This window comes from Candidatus Accumulibacter meliphilus (genome assembly GCF_036625345.1).
Classification (GTDB): domain Bacteria; phylum Pseudomonadota; class Gammaproteobacteria; order Burkholderiales; family Rhodocyclaceae; genus Accumulibacter; species Accumulibacter meliphilus.
Genome location: NZ_JAZKTZ010000009.1, coordinates 169,188 through 186,940, shown reverse-complemented (window position 1 = coordinate 186,940; position 17,753 = coordinate 169,188). Strand labels below are relative to the sequence as shown.

The 17,753-nt window shown below is 60.7% G+C and carries 13 protein-coding genes and 1 pseudogene; 3 read left to right on the top strand and 11 right to left on the bottom strand.

The genetic code is table 11. The annotated features are described in order from the left end of the window. Positions 1 to 230 precede the first annotated feature (230 nt). Positions 231 to 1,661 (bottom strand): sigma-54-dependent transcriptional regulator, encoded by a 1,431-nt coding sequence (locus V5B40_RS18905; protein ID WP_332355942.1) that lies wholly within the window; start codon positions 1,659 to 1,661, stop codon positions 231 to 233. After that, entirely contained in the window at positions 1,662 to 4,289 is a 2,628-nt protein-coding gene (locus V5B40_RS18900) for an ATP-binding protein (protein WP_332355941.1), read from the bottom strand. Positions 4,290 to 5,071: 782 nt separating this feature from the next. On the opposite strand from V5B40_RS18900, the gene V5B40_RS18895 reads away from it, so the two are divergent. The 3 genes from V5B40_RS18895 (at position 5,072) to V5B40_RS18885 (ending at position 8,189) form a co-directional block, all read left to right on the top strand. Then, positions 5,072 to 5,731: a DUF47 domain-containing protein gene (locus tag V5B40_RS18895; RefSeq protein ID WP_332355940.1), complete on the top strand. Its 660-nt coding sequence runs from the start codon at positions 5,072 to 5,074 to the stop codon at positions 5,729 to 5,731. Between the two features lie 143 nt (positions 5,732 to 5,874). Beyond that, on the top strand, positions 5,875 to 7,362 hold the full coding sequence (locus V5B40_RS18890; protein WP_332355939.1) for an inorganic phosphate transporter: 1,488 nt from the start codon (positions 5,875 to 5,877) through the stop codon (positions 7,360 to 7,362). Positions 7,363 to 7,385: 23 nt separating this feature from the next. Then, a complete protein-coding gene (locus V5B40_RS18885) occupies positions 7,386 to 8,189 on the top strand; it encodes a transposase (protein WP_332355938.1) in 804 nt (267 codons plus the stop codon). Positions 8,190 to 8,270: 81 nt separating this feature from the next. Here the strand turns inward: V5B40_RS18885 and V5B40_RS18880 are convergent. From V5B40_RS18880 to V5B40_RS18840, 9 genes and pseudogenes are all read right to left on the bottom strand, one after another. Further along, positions 8,271 to 8,554 (bottom strand): annotated as a pseudogene (locus V5B40_RS18880) (hemerythrin domain-containing protein); the annotation flags it as partial. Positions 8,555 to 8,686: 132 nt separating this feature from the next. Further along, positions 8,687 to 9,181 (bottom strand): hypothetical protein, encoded by a 495-nt coding sequence (locus V5B40_RS18875; RefSeq protein WP_332355937.1) that lies wholly within the window; start codon positions 9,179 to 9,181, stop codon positions 8,687 to 8,689. Positions 9,182 to 9,595: 414 nt separating this feature from the next. Beyond that, on the bottom strand, positions 9,596 to 10,816 hold the full coding sequence (locus tag V5B40_RS18870) for an IS110 family transposase (RefSeq protein WP_332355936.1): 1,221 nt from the start codon (positions 10,814 to 10,816) through the stop codon (positions 9,596 to 9,598). Positions 10,817 to 11,167: 351 nt separating this feature from the next. Continuing rightward, positions 11,168 to 11,872: a hypothetical protein gene (locus tag V5B40_RS18865; RefSeq protein WP_332355935.1), complete on the bottom strand. Its 705-nt coding sequence runs from the start codon at positions 11,870 to 11,872 to the stop codon at positions 11,168 to 11,170. A 241-nt stretch (positions 11,873 to 12,113) separates the two neighbouring features. After that, positions 12,114 to 12,515 (bottom strand): hypothetical protein, encoded by a 402-nt coding sequence (locus V5B40_RS18860; protein ID WP_332355934.1) that lies wholly within the window; start codon positions 12,513 to 12,515, stop codon positions 12,114 to 12,116. 387 nt (positions 12,516 to 12,902) lie between these two features. Next, positions 12,903 to 14,261 carry a GntP family permease gene (locus V5B40_RS18855; protein ID WP_332355933.1) on the bottom strand — a complete coding sequence of 453 codons (1,359 nt, stop codon included), beginning with the start codon at positions 14,259 to 14,261 and terminating at the stop codon, positions 12,903 to 12,905. Between the two features lie 279 nt (positions 14,262 to 14,540). After that, positions 14,541 to 15,923: an IS1182 family transposase gene (locus V5B40_RS18850; protein WP_332353184.1), complete on the bottom strand. Its 1,383-nt coding sequence runs from the start codon at positions 15,921 to 15,923 to the stop codon at positions 14,541 to 14,543. A 104-nt stretch (positions 15,924 to 16,027) separates the two neighbouring features. After that, a complete protein-coding gene (locus tag V5B40_RS18845) occupies positions 16,028 to 17,173 on the bottom strand; it encodes a glycerate kinase (RefSeq protein WP_332355932.1) in 1,146 nt (381 codons plus the stop codon). Between the two features lie 247 nt (positions 17,174 to 17,420). Beyond that, the gene (locus V5B40_RS18840; protein WP_332355931.1) at positions 17,421 to 17,753 is read right to left on the bottom strand and encodes a thioredoxin family protein; all 333 of its coding nucleotides are present in this window, start codon (positions 17,751 to 17,753) and stop codon (positions 17,421 to 17,423) included.

The following is a 17,753-nucleotide window of genomic DNA, read 5'->3' as shown; positions in this document are numbered from 1 at the left end:
AAAGCGGAAAAAACAAGAGAGGGCAGGGGTTGGCGATCATGATGCCTGTTGCCCTTTACGCTGCAGGGGGTGAAACAAAACGCTGCAGCGCGTAGGGCAACGTCATTTCCGGTGGCGGTAAACGTCTTCCGAAAGGCACACACGCAGTTTCGGCATGCCGGCGTTGCGATCACAAAATGTTACATCGGGTGCGGATCCACCGGGCTTCGCGGCGCGTCGCATTCCGCGGCTCAGGATCTGGCTTGAAGCATTCGCCGCGCCAAACGCCTGTTGAGCGCCGGACGCGACAGTCCGAGCAGCGTCGCGGCGACGCCCTGGTTGCCTTTGGCGCGGCGGAGCGCTTCCTCGACCATGGCCTCCTCGACCTCGTCAAGGGTCGGAAAGCGTCCCGGGATGACGATCGGCAATCCATCGGATGCCTCTGCCACCGGGTAGTCGGCCCGTAGCTGCTGTTGCTTTTGAATGGCGTGGCGGAAGCTGTCCATGGCCAGTACCGAACCGCCTCGATGCAAGGCCATGGCGTTGAAGACCATCGCTCGCAGCTCGCGCACGTTACCCGGGAAATGGTAGTTCGAGAGCAGCGTGATCAGCTCGTTCGATGGTTCGGGTGCCGGTTTCCTGATCGCCGCGGCCGCTTCGTCGAGAAAGTGCTGCAGGAGCAGCGTGAGATCTTCGGTGTGCTGGCGTAGGGGCGGCACTTCGACCTGATGCACCGAGAGCCGAAAAAAGAGATCGGAGCGAAACTGGTTCTGGCGCATCAGCTGGGCGAGATTGTGGTTGGTCGCACAGACGACGCGGGCGTCGCTGGGTCGCGCCACGTCGGATCCCAGGGGGAAATACATGTGCTCCTGCAACAGGCGCAGGAGTTTGACCTGCGAGGCCATCGACAAATCGCCAATTTCGTCCAGGAACAGGGTGCCGCCGTTGGCTTGTGCGATCAGGCCGGCGCGGTTCTCGTCGGCACCGGTGAAAGCGCCTTTGCGGTGGCCGAAGAGGGTGTCCGAAAACAGGGTGTCGTCGAGGCCGGCGACATTGACCTGCACGAACGGCCCGGGCAGACCGCTGAGTTTGTGCAGGGCATGGGCGAACATTTCCTTGCCGGCCCCGGTCTCCCCGGAGATCAACACCGGCTCTGCCGATATCGCCACTGCTTCGATGTACTGGAAGAGCGCGCGCATCTTGCGGCTATTGGTCACGATGCCGGCAAATGCCTCGCCGTGCTGCAGGCAGTCCGACAACAGATAGTGTTTGAGGACGCCCATCTCACGGCGCAGCGACTGTACCTCCAGCGCGTGCCGGACACTTGCCACCAGCCGGCTTTCCTCGACCGGCTTGACGAGATAGTCGAAAGCGCCTTCCTTCATGCTCAGCACTGCGGTCTCGACATCCTGAGCAGCAGTCATGACGATGATCGGCAACTGCGGGCAGAGGCGGGCGATCTGCGGCAGCAACTCGTTGCCCGTGACATGCGGCATGAAGAGATCAAGAAGGATGGTGCTGGCTGGCTGCCGTTCGAGCGCCGGCAGCAGTTGCCGACTGTCGTCGATGCTCTCGATTCTGGCGACGCCGGCGCTGTGCAGCACCGCCGCCGTCGCGTGCAGGACCGACGGGTCGTCATCGACGACGAAGACCGGCCAACTGGCTGGCGACTTCTCTTTCATTCACGCCTCCTTGACAATCGGCAAATAGATGCTCACCGTTGTTCCAGAACTCTTGTTGGACTCGAAGCGCAAGCGCCCTCCGTGCTTTTCGACGATCGACGACGAGATGGAAAGACCCAGCCCGGTGCCACCACGTTCTGCTTTGGTGGTGAAAAAGGGCTCACTGATCTGGGCCATGACCTCGTCGCTCATGCCGGTGCCCTGATCCTCCACGCGGACGATGATGCGGCTGGCGGAGCGATCCAGCCCGGCGGTAATTTTCACCGAGCGGCTCCGATCCGGCAGCGACTCCAGGGCATTGACGATGACGTTGATGAACACCTGCTCCAGTTGCTGGACATTGCCTCGGACGGGCGGCAAGCCCTCCGGCAGAGCCAGGGTCAGGCAATCGCTCTCCTTTCGGATGCGCGCATCGAGCAAGGTCAGTACGGCCTTGAGGATTTTCGCGATGTCGGCGAGTTCGTCCATATGCCCGTGATCCTGCTTGCCCAGGTGTTTCAGATTGCCGATGATTTTCTGAATCCGCCTGGCGTTTTCGCCGACGTCAGCCATGCCACGTGAAATGGTCTCGCGCGCCTGCGCAAAGCTCAAGCCAGCGAGCAGGAAATCCCCGTGCTCCTGTTCGTATTCGGCAAGGATGGGCAGGGCATCCTGCCAGATGCGGGCCAACAGGGGCGCATTGGCCATGATGGCATGATTGGGGTTGCTGATTTCGTGCGCAATGCCAGCCGACAGCACGCCAAGCGAGGCCAGGCGCGCACTGCGGATCGCCTGCCACTGCAGCTTCCGGTTCTCGGTGATGTCGGTAATCACCACCATCACTGCGGTCATCGCTCTGCCCGTATTGGCGGCGTTGTCCGCACCGATCGGCACCATGCGAATTTCCCACCAGCTAGCGTCGTCGGCGGTGTACTGGCAGTGTTCGATCTGGCCGCTGGCGAATACCTGCCGCAACTTGTCCAGGTACGCGTCGCGAACATGTTCTGGCAAAGCCAGTTCGGAGCGCTTGTCGTCAGCGTCGGGAAACGGGTGCGGCAGCGGCCGGTTTGCGAACAGGATCCGGGCCTGCTCATCGACAGTGAAGATCAGGTCGGGCGAATGATTGAACAAGGTGCGTAACTTCGTTTCCGAGTCGCGCAGCGCATCCTCGGCCAGCTTGTGCTCGGTGATGTCCTCACAAAAGCCGACGATACGGCTCAAGCCGTGCTGCGGCGAACGGACCGGGAAGCCGCAGACGCGCAGCCAGAGCAGATTTCGCTGGCCCCGGCAGCCAGGTGACAGCGGCAGGATCAGCGAAAATCGCCCGCCATCCGCCTGCAAGTCGGCAATCGCTTCGCTTAGCATGCGCCGGTCTTTCGGCGCGAAAACGTCGAGCAGCAGCGATGGTGCCGTACTGTCCAGTTCGACCTCGTCACCGGCCAGCTGCCGGAAAGCGGGGCCGATATACTCCAGCCGCGTTGCCTCGGCGTTGATCGCCCAGAAAACGACATCGACTGTTTCGGCGAGCTGGCGAAGCAGTTCTTCGCGTTCGAAGATGGTTTTTGCGAGCTGGCTGCGATTGTCCAGTTCGCGTCGACTGCGCACCAGGTAAAAACTGAGGAGTGCCGTGAACAAGAGGCCGGTGACCATCACTGACCAATGCGCCTCGGTGAATGCCTCAGCGCTGCGAAAGGTATGCGTGGCCACGCAGGTGACTGTCCAGCTGCGGTCGCCGACGCGAATCGTGGCCACCATCCGTGGCTGATTCTCGTCCTGCTCCGGAAGCCAGCCGGTGGCCGTCGCGGTGGCGCCGGGTTCCAGACGGCTGGGGTAGAAATGGATGAACTGCGGGAGGAACTGCGGGAGGATCTGCGGGAGGAACTGCGCGTCGTCGCCCGTCGTCTCGTCGCGCACCAGTACCTCGACACCGCGTGGTTCGAGCCGCTTGATGGCGAAGTGGACCAGTTCCTCGATGTCATAGACGCCAAGCACGAAACCCTCGGGAGCCGGGCTGCTTTGCGCGCTTGCAGGGGCATGGATCGGCAATGCGGCGTAGATGACGGACAGGCTGTTCCTGCCTGGTCGGGCCAGCGTCATGCGCCCGCTGACGGCAATTTTTCCGCTCTCGCGGGCCCGCGCGAACAATGCCGCGAGTTCGCTGCTCGAGTTCAGGTCGACGCCTTTGGCGAGTTCGGAGAGCGCGCGTGACGCGGCGAGGACAACCGGGATGCGAGTGCGTTGCTCGCGCTCGGTGCCCAGTGGCGTGTCTTTCACTGCCGCTGTCGTTGTCGGCACCCCGCCGATGACAGTGGCCGATGGTTCTTCCTGAGGCGCGGTCTGCAGGGGGGCCCAGAGCAGGCTTGCGATGTACGGGTGACGCTGCAGGATAGGGTCGGCAAAGGCGCTGAACGTGCTTTCGTCAAGTTCCTGGGCGGCGTAGAAAAGCCCGCGAATTTCCCGCAAGGCGTCGAGTCCCTGGTCGACCACAGCTCGCACCGACTCGATGCGATCGCTGGCCGCCCACTGAAATTCCCTGCGGTGGCTGCTTTGCAACTCCTCTCGCACATTCCACGACGACCAGCAGGTCAGCACCACCCCACCGATCGCCACGGCATAGGCGGCGGCATATTTTCGTAGCTGGTCGAACATTGACGATCATCAGAGCGGAGCTGTGAAGAATCCTGCGGTAGTAACTTGCGGACCGCGACGGGCTGTCGGCCGGGAGCTTAGCAGAAAGAGAAAGCGGTGCGGGTGCGCAACAAAGCGGCGTTGCCAAAGCGGAGGGTACGGCGATTCCCGCGCCCGCCTGTGTCGCGACCGTCGCACAGCCAGCAAGTCCCCGCGGCAGCCTCAAGCACGGGTCGCCGGAGACAGGGTGTAACGCCGCGTCTTTACGCGCGATTCCGCCGGAGGAGACACAAGACACCGGTGTACCTACAAAATACCTTGCTTCAACGGTCGGTCATGACCGACAATGTCCATCTTGTTGCACCCCAAAGCGGACGTCGCTTGGCCCCGGCTATTGCCGCCAGGTCACTGATTCAGCATGTGAAGTGTTGCTTGTCTGTTTTATGGCATGATTCGTGCTTTATTTGTTGCGGGGAAAAGCCGTTTGCCGCGCTCATCCGTGCCCGGCCAGCGGCGTTGTCAGCCGGATTTGCCGCGACCGACCCGGCCGAGTCGAGCATTCTGAAGCACTCGTCGACAGACGACAGGGAGGCAGGTCGTGGTCAAGCCTGCCATCGGCAAATAGTCCACGCGACCGCAGCGTCATGTACTGCAGCGACGCCGCCCGGCGGCCACGATTTCGCCATTTGCTTTCGGCGTCAAGGTGCCCGATGTGAGGTCGCCTCGGCTGTCAGGCAAGGGCGACATCTTCGGCCGTAATTGCAATTACCGAGCATTTTCACACCGGCAAAAAGGAGACCTTAATGGACAAGAGCAAGCTGCGCCTGTTTCACACCACGCGAGAAGTGGAAATGCACTTCGATTCCTTCCTCGACACCGTTTCGCAGGGCGGCCTTGCGTTTCGCTCCGCGATTGGGGTGTACCTGGATTCAGCAGCCAATGACGACCTGGCGGCCAAGCTGAAGCAGCTCAACGAACTGGAGCACAAAGGGGACGAGCTGCGTCGCCAGGTCGAGCAAGAGCTTTATACCATGGCCCTGATCCCCGACTTTCGTGGCGACGTTCTCAGTTTGCTGGAAGATCTGGACAGCCTGCTCAATGTCATGGAAGAGACGATGGTGTCGTTCGCCATCGAACGGCCCGCTTTCTCTCAGGAGCTGCACGCCGACCTGCGGGAACTGGCCGAAAGCGTGTCCATGGCCGTCGAGAGCACCGTGCTCGCGTCCCGGGCTTTCCTGCGTGACATTCATTCGGTTCGCGATCACCTGCACAAGGTGATGTTCTATGAAAAGGATGCCGACCGCGCATCCGACAAGCTGAAACGCGCCGTCTTCGGGTCGTCCATGCCTCTGGCCGAAAAGCTGCACCTGCGCCGCTTCATCGATGCGATCGACCATATCGCAGATGAATCCGAGGACGTCGCCGACTGGCTGGCGATCTACACCATCAAGCGCTTGGACTAACGGTCATGACAATCGATACACCTCAGATCATGAAAGTCATGACCGTTTTCCCTCTTCCCCGACCCTTCTCCCGCGAGGGGAGAAGGGAGTTTCGTGAGTCGCTTGCGCGACTTTCACATTAAGTTCAGGGAGACGCCGAGACTATGGATCCTACGATATTCCTTTACCTCTCCAGCGGTTTGTTCCTGGGCTGGTCGCTGGGCGCCAACGATGCGGCCAACGTGTTCGGTACGGCGGTCGCCTCGCGAATGGTCAAGTTCCGGACCGCTGCGATCATCCTCACGATCGGCGTGATTGCCGGCGCCATCGTCAGCGGCGCCGGAGCAGCCCACACCTTGTCCAAGCTCGGCGCGATCAACGCCTTGGGCGGCGCCTTCATGGTCGCGTTTTCGGCAGCGGCCGTGGTCGCCTGGATGACCATCGTCGGTCTGCCGGTTTCGACGACCCAGGCCGTCGTGGGAGCGATCATCGGCTGGAACCTGTTCACCGGTTCGGTGACCGACTACAGCGTCTTCAAGACCATTTGTGCCACCTGGATTGCCAGCCCGCTGCTCACCGGCTTCTTCAGCTACTTTCTCTACAAGGGCGTGCTTAAGTGGCTCGAGAAGGCGCAGATTCACATCATTCGCCTGGATGCCTTGACCCGTATTGGTCTGGTCGTTGCCGGCGCGTTGGGGGCGTATTCGCTGGGCGCCAACAACATCGGCAATGTGATGGGCGTCTTCATCGGTGCAAATCCGTTCCGGGATCTGAACGCCGGGGTGTTCGAGTTCTCTGGTTTGCAGCAGCTGTTCCTGCTCGGCGGGATCGCCATTGCCGTCGGCGTCTTCAGCTACGCCAAGAGGGTGATGATGACGGTGGGAACGTCAATCGCTCCGCTGACCCCGGTCGCTGCCTTTGTGGTGATCATCTCCACCTCGCTGGTTCTGTTCCTCTTCGCCTCGGAAGGCCTGGAGTTTGCTCTCGCTTCCATTGGCCTGCCGACGATCCCTCTGGTACCGGTATCGAGTTCGCAGGCAGTCGTCGGCGGAGTGGTCGGCATCGGGCTGATCAAGAACGCCAAAAACATCAAATGGAGCGTCGTCGGGCGTATTGGCCTGGCCTGGATTCAGACCCCGGTCATCGCGGCGCTGGTTTGCTATGTATTTCTTTTCTTTCTGCAAAACGTCTTCGGACAAACCGTCTACAACCCCTCGGAATATCGTCTCTCCAATCAGTTGCTGATTCAGCATGGCGATGCGGTGGATGCCAAGGCGTTGTCCGCGGTGGTCGGCAAGAACTTCACTACTTCGGGCGCGCTAAAGAGCGCCATCGACAAGGCTCTGCCGGATTTGCCTTACAAAACCAGCCTGAAGCTTGTCGACGACTCCCTGGTCGAAGCAATCACGGTGGACCCGGCCAAATTCGCGGCCCTGGAAAAGTTGAACGTGATTGGGCCGAAGCGCCTGGAGGCTTTGCGCAGTTTGAATGACAAGACCTTCACCTACCGTTGGGAACTGGTTCAGGCGCTTGCCGACGGCACGCCCGAGTGGAAGTTGAAGCCCAACACGGTTCTCAACAAGCCGTACAACAAGGAAATCCAGAAGGACCTCGATCTGGTGATGGATGCCTACGTCGCCAAGATGAAGTAGGCGGTTTGCGCGGAGAACAGGGGATGGGCAGCTTTGCATTGGGGCATGCCATCACACACGCCGAACGCGATGCGGTGGCCGCGAATCAGGCTGCTGCCGGCGGGGGGGCGGACCGTGCGGCGGTGGCGCGAAAGAGCGTCGTGGCTCTGCTGAACTCCGAGCTGCCCACCTGGAGCACCGCTGTCCCCTGCCTCAAGGTGGCCGAAGAGGCGGAAGTGGCCAAAGTGGCCGTGGTCACACCGGAGCTCAGTCGCCGACGTGAAATCGCCCTCGACGTCGTGCGGCGCGCCCGGCGGGACGGTTACCTCTTCTCCTTCCTTGCTTTCGATGGTACTTGCGGCCACCTGCCATGGCTCCCCAGCGAACTGGATAGCGCGGGGGAGACTTTCCTGCTGGAGATTCACCCGGATAGGGCCGTCTATGTCGACGAACCGTCGCCAGTCGTGGCGGATGAACGATCGTCTTTGGTTCGCGCATCACTACGCTTGCGCGAAAAGGCAGCGCCCACTTCCGTGATTGCCTGGATGTCTGCTCAGCCGACAAGCGCGTGGCGTCGGCTCTTGATCACGGGCGGGGAGAATCGCAAGCGCAAGCTGCGCGCCGACTATCTGATCCAGCGGGTATGGGTCTGGGATGGCAGATCCGCGTCGGCTGACAACTGGCATCTCCTGGTACGCCGTGAAATGAATGGCGAGACCCTCAACTTCTGCTTGTCCAATGCCACGCCTGGCGCTTCCCTGCGTCATCTGGCAGAAATGCAGGAGCACGCCATTTCGTCGAGAGCGCCTGCGAGGGCGAAAAAAGCACGTACGACCTGGCTCTGGTGATCGCTGCACCAAGGCGCAAGGCGCTTTCACGTTTCACCCGTGGCCGCTCGCTGTCGGGCATCGCGCCCAGGCGCAGGTAGGGCGCCAACACGCTTTCAGTGCACGCTGATCGGCTTTCAAGCCGTCGATCACTTCGCGCAGGCAGATGGCGTCCGATCCGGCCTTCGACTCGATCAACGCCGGGAAGAGATCGTCTTCCTCATCGGCATGATGGTGCCTGACGGCGCTGTCGAAGTAGCGCGCATTACTTTGGCAGCAGCCGTACGCGCCTCGTCGTCGACGCCATGGGCAAGCAGGTGTGGAACCAGGCCGGGGGAAGGGGGGCGGTCATGACTTTCATGATCAGGGGTGTCTCGACATGTCATGACCGTTAACGGCTTTCGGAAAGCCGTCCCGGTGCGCTTTTCGGAGTCGCTCCGGAATGATCATCAGGCGGCAGTCTGCTGCCACCGGAAATCGAAGTCTTCGGCCCCGGCTCAGTCGATCGCCCGCGATCGCTAATCCTGGCGATCTCCACCATGCTTGCCGTTGCTGCCGTGGCCCTTGTCTTTCTTCTGTTTGCCATGATGGTCATCCCGGCGTTCATCCTCTTGGTAACGGTCGTTGGCGCGACGGTAGTCGCGGCGGTAGTCCTCGCGGTATTCCTCACGGCGATAGCGCTGCTGACCCTGATAGTAGGGAATGTATTCGCGGTTGTACCAGGTGTTCTGAACAAAGTAGACCCGCTCCCCGCAGGCTCGGTACCTGTGACAATTCTTGCTCCAGTGCTTTGCGTGGCCGGGGGGAACGTTCAGGTAGATCGGCGGGCGCATGACCGGTACCCGCTCGATGATGATCGGCTGCGGGTACATCAGCGGCGGTGTTGGATAGCCGCCAAGGTCGATGCGACCATAGAAGCCGGGTTGGCCAATACTTACCGAGACGCCAAGGTCGGTGGAAAGTGCCGCTGAGGTGGCAACGAGTAGTACGGCGGCGAAGAGGAGACGTTTCATGCTGGCCTTGTAGGTGTGGAGCAATCCCTGCGTAACGCAGCAAGCCCTTGCTCCGTTGACTGCCTGCCTTCCTGGCGCGCCGAAGCGCGCGCTGGCTGCCGCCAGGGCGCTGCTTTGCAGCCTGAGCGCCGTCGCTCGGCGCTATGAAGCCCACCGCGCGCCCGTGCGCAACATCCTGACACTGCCGGGTGAGCCGACATCGCCTAAGCTCTCCGCTTATTACACACAGGTATCCATGAAAGCAAGTTCCAAGCCCGGCGCTCAACCCCTTTCGCTTCGCTCTCTGACCATGCGCAATAAGATAGATTGCGTTTCGTCTGCCGTTTCTTGTGCTGCCTTTTAATGTGAAAGAAGCCAGTTGGAAGACGCACGAAACCCTGACCGCCTGTGGTCATGCAAATGGGTTGCTGTGAATCAAGCGGCTGCGGGGATGAAGCCGAAGCGAGTCAGAGCCTTGATCCAGCGAGAAGCGTTGCGCTGTACGGAAAGCTGCTCATAGTTGGTGGCGGAATCCCGGTAGTGTTCGCCACGCTTGAGCATGAAGAAGATGGTGCGCAACATTTTGTGAGCCAGCGCGACGATGGCCCGTTTGTGACCACGGCGAACGATCAGCGACTGGAACTTTGACTGGAACGCTGATTTGGTCCGGCTGGCGGCGTGAGCGAACTCACAGAGAAGTCGGCGAACGTAGAGATTGCCCTTACGCACGCGCCCCGACTTTCGTTTTCCCGCCGACTCGTTGTTGCCCGGACAAACGCCGACCCAGGAAGCGAGCCGGTCCGGGGAACCAAAGGCACTCATGTCGCTGCCGATCTCGACCAGCAGCATGGCCGCGCCGATCAGGTCGACGCCCGGCAGCGTTTGCAGCAGCGCCAGCGCATTCATCTCACTGGCCAACTCGCCGAGCAGGCGGGCGTCGAAGCGGGCGATGCGCGCTTCGAGCTCTTCGATATGCCGCAACAGTTCGTCGAGAACGAACACATGGCTCGCGGTCAATTCGCCCTGCAGGGCATCGTGCAACTCCTCACGACTGGCTTTGAGGCGTCGGCTGGCGAGGTTGAGTACCTCTTGGGGAGGCTTGCCGGCAAGGAGGCCTTTGATCATCGCCCGTGCCGACTGCCCGTGGATGTCACTGACGACGACACCCAGGCGAATGCCGGCGTCGGTCAGCACTTTGTGCATGCGGTTCTTCTCGGACGAGAGCAGGCCAACGAGCTTTTGCCGCTGCCGAGCGATCAGACGCAGTTCGCGCAGTTTGGCCGGTGGCACGAAAGACCCGCGCAGCAAACCGGCTCTCGCCAGGGTGGCCAGCCACTGGGCATCACCAACATCGGTCTTGCGCCCGGGCACCTGCTTGACGTGGCGGGCATTGACCACCGTCGCCCGGATACCCACCGCCTCCAGCGCTGCGTAAGGACTCTTCCAGTAGATGCCGGTGCTTTCCATGACCACTTCGTCAGGATCAAGCGCCGCCGCCCACGCTGCCAGTGCTCGTCGGTCCCGTTTGAAGGCACCGAATTGCCGTTGTTCGAGGCGTGTCTCGCCGCCCGATTCCTCGGTGATTGCGCACGCCGTGATCTGGGCTTGATGGATGTCGAGTCCAATGACCCGCTTGTGGATCGGAACCAGTTCCATACCGTCTCCTTTCACAATAGACTTGAAGGCGGGAGGCGGTGGGTGCCAGAACCGAAGTTGCCTGAAGGCGACAGGTCGCCAACGGCCCTTTTAATGTGTGCGCTCGATGGCAGCAATCCGGGGTACGAGTCGGTTCAGCGGGTCACGTTAGCTTCCGGGGTCAAGCCGCCAAAACTTTGCGCGATCTCTACCCACGGCTTCCCAACTCGTATCTTCTTTCATGATCCGGGGCGGCCGCAACTGCAATGACCGTTAGCTTTGGAAAAGCTGATCTGTTTCATGGTCCGGGCTCGCTTGAAATCGACAGGAAAATCATGCGATAGGCAAATGCGTGATTGAGGTCTTGATTCCTTAGAGTTCAATCTCGACCAATTCATCACGCCATTGATCCCAGATTTCGCCTTCTCCGTTGGTATCCTGATATTCACGCTTCACGATTCTGTGTGCCTCAGGTGAATACCAATAAGTTTCAGAAATTCTCCCCATCCAGCTCCAATCATTAGTTCTGGCGGAATAATTCCCTTCATGCTTGACTCGCATCGCCCGGAAGGTGCCGGCTGGAACGTTGACGGTATCCCAGCCTTCAACCGTCGCTGTTTGGGTCACCGATAATTGTTTGCTCGGAATACTGTACTTGAAGTGCCATGTTTTCCCGTGGCTTAACGGAAAGCTGAGTGGCTGATACTGCCCACTTAAACTTGCATCTGCAAAACTATGGAACTTGGTGTCGAAGAGTTCGCCGGTCACACTTCCCATGCGTTGCTGGTTGTCAGAATTAAGAATATTCCAGCGCACGACCCAAAGCTTGTTATCCGGCAAGATAAAATCCTGGCGAAAGCGCTCCGTCTCTCTGTTTTTCCATAAATCAACCCGCCGATAAGTCCACTTCTGACCTGCGTTAAAAACCGGTGCTTCTATACGATCTTGAGTTTCGCCAGCGACTCGATCCGATGATGAATCTGTGTCGCTTGTGGTGATTTGCATTGGGCTGGTTTCCAGCAGTCCACATCCGCTGAGCAGGCTTATGAGAATGCCAACACAAATGATATTTTGCATCGTTGATTACCTCGTTTCAGTCCGTAGCGGTCGGACAAGGTTATAAACACGAATCACATGACCGTGGCGCCCGCGGCCACAAGGGAATTGAGAAGATTTGGCGAACTTCGGATCACTGTGGAGCGCAGCGCCGTGCACATCTGCACCGTTGATCTCTATCCAGCTGCCCGGCCCTAAGCTAGGGAAACGCTTTAATCAGCCCATCCTTAGGCACTAAGCTTTGATCCTGCCATCAGAAAAATCAAGCCCAAAAAGGCTTGCTGCTGTGATCTACATAGAGCGTCGAGGAAGCATATTGCGAATCAGTCGAAGATTTCTCCTCTTCGGGGAAGCCGTAAGCAGATGCAAAATACTTCGTATTGAGAAAAGGAGCGATGGGTGAACGGTTTGCCTCGCGTGGACGACTCGGATCAATAACCAACAGCCGATCTGAACTCAAGGCATAACGCATCGGCCGAGCAAGTTTTTGAGCATCCTGACCATAAAACCTTGGTCCAACTTGGGGGCAATTGTTTTCTCGGCAATGGTCATAACAAAGCCCTTGGCCGGGACTGACAACGGGATAGGGCGGCCTTTCCTGCGCGGTGATTACCGTCGGCAACAAGACCACTGTCCCGACCAGAGCCAGCCAATATTTAGTCACTTGATTTTCCTCACGTCACCCAACATGGCGTCAGTTTGCAGGGCAATTGAGGAGGGAGTTTGTCGAAATATTGGAGGTTCTTCCAAGCGGCCGAAGAGGAACACAAACGCTGGGTTTATGTCCATGTCGAGCACATCGGAAAGCCAACATAGGGAATTTCGTCGCCGGCGCTCGGGGAACTCCTCCGCGACTTCCTAACGGTCATGACAATCCATACACCCCAGTCATGAAAGCCATGACCGTCCCCCTCTCACTTGCAGTGCGCATTCCGGCTTGGACGCCGGAATCGTTCGCCGGGCAGGGAGAGCATGCTCCCTGAATTCCCCGCCTCACCCCTGACCCTTCTCCTGAGAGGGGAGAGGGAGTTTCGTGAGTCGCTTGCGCGACTTACAGAACCACGCTCGACACCAGATAGACCGCAACCGCCGCGGTCAAGCCCTGCACCAGGGTGCCCACGGTTTGCAGTTTGTAGCCGGTTTTCACATCCATACCGGAGAACTGGGTCACCACCCAGAAGTAGCTGTCATTGGCATGGGACACCACCATGGCCCCGGCGCCGATGGCGATCACGACCAAGGCCCGGTGGGTATCGCTGTCGAGCCCGAGAGTCGCCAGGAGCGGGGCAAGCAGTCCGGCGGTGGTGATGATGGCGACGGTGGACGAGCCTTGCGCGGTCTTGATTCCAGCGGCAATGAGGAACGGCAACCAGATACCGAGATTGGCGTCGCTCAGCGCACCGCCGATCACGTTCGCGATGCCGGAGTTTTGCAGCACCTTGCCGAAGGCCCCGCCGGCACCGGTGATGATGATGATGGTCGCTGCGCCGACGATGGCTTCCCCCACCCAGCCCGTCATCGAGAGCATTTCCTTGTCGAAGCGCTTTGGCAAGGTCATGGCCAGGGCAACGCCAATCAACAAGGCCACCACGGGTTGTCCGAGAAAGCCCAGCACTTCCGTGAAGGCGCCGGCCTCTCCGAAGGGTTTGCTCGGTAGCTCACCGATGGAGCGAGTGACGATGAGGATGATAGGGAGAAAGATCGGCAGCAGTGAGCGAGTGACAGACGGCCCATCCTCCTGCGCGGATACCAGAGGGGCAGAGGCTGAGTCGGCATTCGCCTTCTTCCCGGCATCCGGCGAGATGTAGACTCGCGAGGCCACCAGGATCGCGAACAGCCAGCCGGCGATCATTGAGACCAGCCCGACCGCCATTCCCCACATGATTACCAGACCCAGATCCGCGCCGAGTATCCCCGCCGCTGCCACCGGCCCCGGGGTCGGCGGGACCATGGTGTGAGTGGCGTAGAGACCCAGACTCAAGGCCACGGCGGCCGATGCCAGGGTGATCCCGGCCTTGCTCGCCAGGGCTCGCATGAGCGGCGCCAACAGGACGAACGCGGAGTCGCAGAAGACCGGAATAGAGACCACGTAGCCCATGAATCCCATGGCCAGAGGCACCTGCCGCTCGCCGGTGAGCTTGAGGATGCTGGTCGCCAGGCGATAGGCCCCGCCGGACTTTTCAAGGAAGGCACCGATGATGGCACCGGCCAGGATGACGATTCCGATATAGCCGATAGTGCCGCCAAATCCCTTATTGACCGAATCCACGACATCCTTCAAGGGCATGCCCGAGAGAATGCCGAAGCCAAATGCGGTCAGCAACAAGGCCAGGAATGGGTGCATCTTGAGCTTGGTGGTCGCCAGGACGATGAATACGATGGACAGGGCCAACAGTACAACGAGCCACATGGGAATCTCCTCAGGGTAGGGTGTCGCCGTTTGGGGGGCGCGGTAGGTGTTCTAGTGATGCATTCTTGAAGAGGCTTTACGCAGGCGAGAAACGAGCGCGAAACCCTGATGGTGGCAGTAATCTATCGATTCGACACTGAGAGGTTGTGAATTTATTGCCTTCGCGCCAGTAGAGGCGAAGCTCCCCTGGTAACGCCACCACGGGGCAGAATATGCCTAATTCATGATAATGATTGCCGTTGGCCCTTGATCTATCCCTTTTTTGCCTGTTTTCCCCGGTTACCCGGCGATTTGTGGAACAACGGACGTTCCTGTCCCTATCCCAACCAAGTGGGGTGCGAGCGTGACAGTACGCATCAGGTTATGTGCCAAGGCGAAGAGTAGGGCGACCGCCTTTACTTTCTTCAGCCCGCGAACCCGTAGTCGATTCAGACCCCGGTTGCGTGCCAGGGCATTCACGCATTCGGCCGTCGATGCGCGCTGCTTGTAAATGATCTTGGCTTCATCACTGCCCATCCGCTGACGCCATTTGGCGACCGCCGGGCTGTCTTTGGGTTTCGGTTGGTGGATGTCGACTTCCGAGTTCCTGGCCTTGGGCACCGGGGCATAAACGGTCGTGTTGTCGGCGACTGCGTCGACCTGTCCATGGCCCGGATAGCCCCCATCAACCAGCCAGTTCTCCGGGACCTGACCACAGCGTTCGCTGACTTGTTCGACCATCGGTACCATCTGACCTTGGTCGGTGCCAGCGGTAACGACCTCAACGCCGATGATCACCTGACTTTCGGTGTCGGCGGCGTACTGAAAGTTGTAGGCCGGCCGAAATCCCCCATCGCCCATCTTCATGATCGTCGCGTCGGCATCGGTCGTCGAACTCCGGGCCTTATCCGGCTCCTTGCCCTGACCCTTCTTGATCGCCGCCAGTTCGGGCAGCCGGTCCAGGGCGGCTTCAATGCGCGCCTCCCGTTCGGCCACCGCACGCTGCTGCGCCGCTTGTGTGCGTGCGCTTTCGCCCACGGGGTCGTCATCCAACTGTGCCTTGAGCTTGGCCACCTGTTGCCGCGCCTCTTCGCGACAAGCTTTAAGCGTCTCTTCCCGCCGGAAGGACGCCGCACCGGCACTGGCGCGTACCCGCATGCCGTCTTGCGCACACCCTTTGAGTTTGACCGCTCCCGCCGCCATCAGGCTGGCGACGTTGTCGGTCAGCAGATCGTCGAGCGCCTCGCCCTGGCGGCTGCGAAAATCGCACAAGGTGTGGTAATTGACTTGCACGCCACCACAAATCCACCGGTAGGCATCATGGGACTCGGTCAGACGGGCCACGGCCCGCCCACAGCCCACACCTTCCAGCGTCGCGTAAAGCCAGAGGGCATACAGAATTTCAGGAGCAATCGCCGCCCGTCCCACGCCACCCTCAGTCACTTTGATCCCGGCGTACAGTCCTTCCAGATCTTGTCGCTCGACGTAACCCCATACCAACCGTGCTCGATGTCCAGGCGGCAGCAGTGACTCCAGATCGCTGGCACGCCATTCAAGCTGCGTGCGGTTCGGCATCAAGACTCGTGCCAACGCCTTCGGTAGCGCTGCCTTCTCAGCTTCTGGCGCATTCACGTCCAACGGGGGCATCGCATCGTCGGGGAACAGGGCTTGCGTCGCGGGCATGGTCGTCACCTGGAGTGTAAATGACTTCGTCATTATAACCCAGGTGCGTGGCTTGGCGGTGGAGAGCGGGGAATATTTTCACAGACTCTGAGTGCAACACGACACTAGCGCCCTGGCCGGGAGGCGCTGAAGAAACAGCGCACTACTTGCTCGGTCGCAGCTTGCAGCAGCGAAGGTCCGTCCTCCATGGCCTGTTTGAGGGTCATGGGGCCGTGACAAAGGCTAAAGACGGCGTCGATGCCGATGTGGTGCAAATCGGTGATGCGCTCGCCGATCCCGCCGGCGATGGCCATGCAGGGGATGCCCTGCAACCTGGCCCGCTGGGCGACCCCGGCGGGGGCCTTACCGAAGGCGGTCTGGAAGTCGATCTGGCCCTCAGCCGTGATGACCAGATCGGCACCGGTGAGATGGGCATCAAGGCCTACCAGGTCCAGCACCAGGTCCACGCCACGGCGCAGCTCGGCACCCAGAAAAGCATGTAGCCCGGCCCCCAGCCCGCCAGCGGCCCCGGCTCCCGGGAGGTCACGGACGTCCAGTCCCAGGTCCGCGGCAATGACATCGGCCAAATGGGCCAGACCCGCGTCGAGTTCCTCCACCTGTGCCGGCGAGGCGCCCTTCTGCGGGCCATAGACATGGGCCGCGCCACGCGCTCCGAGCAGTGGGTTATCGACGTCGCAGATGGCTTCGCAACGCAGCCTGGCCAGGCGTGGATCCAGTCCGCTGGCATCGATGCGGTGGATTTGTCCCAGGGCACCGCCGACCGGCGCTACCGGCTTGCCGGCGACGTCGAGGAAGCGCATGCCGAGGGCGGTCGCCATGCCGATGCCGCCGTCGTTGGTGGCACTGCCGCCAATACCCACGACGATGTGGCGAACCCCCAGATCCAGTGCCGCACGAATGAGCTCGCCGGTTCCATAGGTCGTGGTCAGGCTTGGGTTGCGCTGCTGCGGGGTGAGCAGGGCCAGGCCGCTGGCCACCGCCATCTCCACCGCCGCCAGCTCCAGGGCCGGGACATGGCACAGGGTCGCCTGAATCGGCTCGTTGAGGGGGCCGCGCACGGTGACCACCCGCGCCTGACCATCGAGCGCATCGATCAGCACTTCCGTCAACCCGTCGCCACCGTCGGCCACCGGGACCTTGATGACCTCCGCGGCGGGAAAGGCCGCGCGCACTCCGTGCTCCATGGCCACAGCGGCAGCCATGGCCGACAGGCTGCCCTTGAAGGCGTTCGGGGCCAGGACGATTTTCATGTCGGGTCTCTCCGGTGAAAGGAAGGCAGCCAGCGTAGCCGATGGGCAGGAAATTCATCGGCGGCGAGGGCAGTATATGAGCGCCCATCAAGCGGCGTCAATCGCAAAGCTTGGCCCGGCAAGCCTCTGATAGGCGGTCGCGGCCAAGCTGAAAGCGGTCGCCGTCAGCCGGCATTGAGACGCTTGCAGCACGACTTCGAACGGCCACCTGTGGCGTACTGCACGCTCTCGTGCCGGTCGCAGGCCTTTACACGGTGGCTGGAAACTGGGCGACCGTGCGCTCGATTTCGCGGGCATCGCCAGGCCGCACGAGGCGCGCGATTTCCTTGCCACGATGCATGAAGACCAGGGTCGGCCAGAGCTTTACGCGAAACGATCGTCCCAGGGCGCGGCCGGGGCCGTCTTCGATCTTGATGTGGGCGAGCTGCGGATGCTTGGTCAGGACCTGAGCGATCAATGGCTCGGCGGCACGGCAGTAGCCGCACCACGAGGTACCGAACTCGACGATCGTGGGTTCTTCGAGGGCATCGATCTCGATGCGCGAGGGTTCGCTCCCTGACGGGTTTGGTGAGGCTTTCAT

Coding starts and splice junctions, on each gene's coding strand:
- V5B40_RS18865 (WP_332355935.1), bottom strand. CDS start 11,872: ATGCAAAATATCATTTGTGTTGGCATTCTCATAAGCCTGCTCAGCGGA.
- V5B40_RS18885 (WP_332355938.1), top strand. CDS start 7,386: ATGGGCAGCTTTGCATTGGGGCATGCCATCACACACGCCGAACGCGAT.
- V5B40_RS18855 (WP_332355933.1), bottom strand. CDS start 14,261: ATGTGGCTCGTTGTACTGTTGGCCCTGTCCATCGTATTCATCGTCCTG.
- V5B40_RS18895 (WP_332355940.1), top strand. CDS start 5,072: ATGGACAAGAGCAAGCTGCGCCTGTTTCACACCACGCGAGAAGTGGAA.
- V5B40_RS18905 (WP_332355942.1), bottom strand. CDS start 1,661: ATGAAAGAGAAGTCGCCAGCCAGTTGGCCGGTCTTCGTCGTCGATGAC.
- V5B40_RS18870 (WP_332355936.1), bottom strand. CDS start 10,816: ATGGAACTGGTTCCGATCCACAAGCGGGTCATTGGACTCGACATCCAT.
- V5B40_RS18850 (WP_332353184.1), bottom strand. CDS start 15,923: ATGCCCGCGACGCAAGCCCTGTTCCCCGACGATGCGATGCCCCCGTTG.
- V5B40_RS18845 (WP_332355932.1), bottom strand. CDS start 17,173: ATGAAAATCGTCCTGGCCCCGAACGCCTTCAAGGGCAGCCTGTCGGCC.
- V5B40_RS18900 (WP_332355941.1), bottom strand. CDS start 4,289: ATGTTCGACCAGCTACGAAAATATGCCGCCGCCTATGCCGTGGCGATC.
- V5B40_RS18890 (WP_332355939.1), top strand. CDS start 5,875: ATGGATCCTACGATATTCCTTTACCTCTCCAGCGGTTTGTTCCTGGGC.
- V5B40_RS18840 (WP_332355931.1), bottom strand. CDS start 17,753: ATGAAAGCCTCACCAAACCCGTCAGGGAGCGAACCCTCGCGCATCGAG.
- V5B40_RS18875 (WP_332355937.1), bottom strand. CDS start 9,181: ATGAAACGTCTCCTCTTCGCCGCCGTACTACTCGTTGCCACCTCAGCG.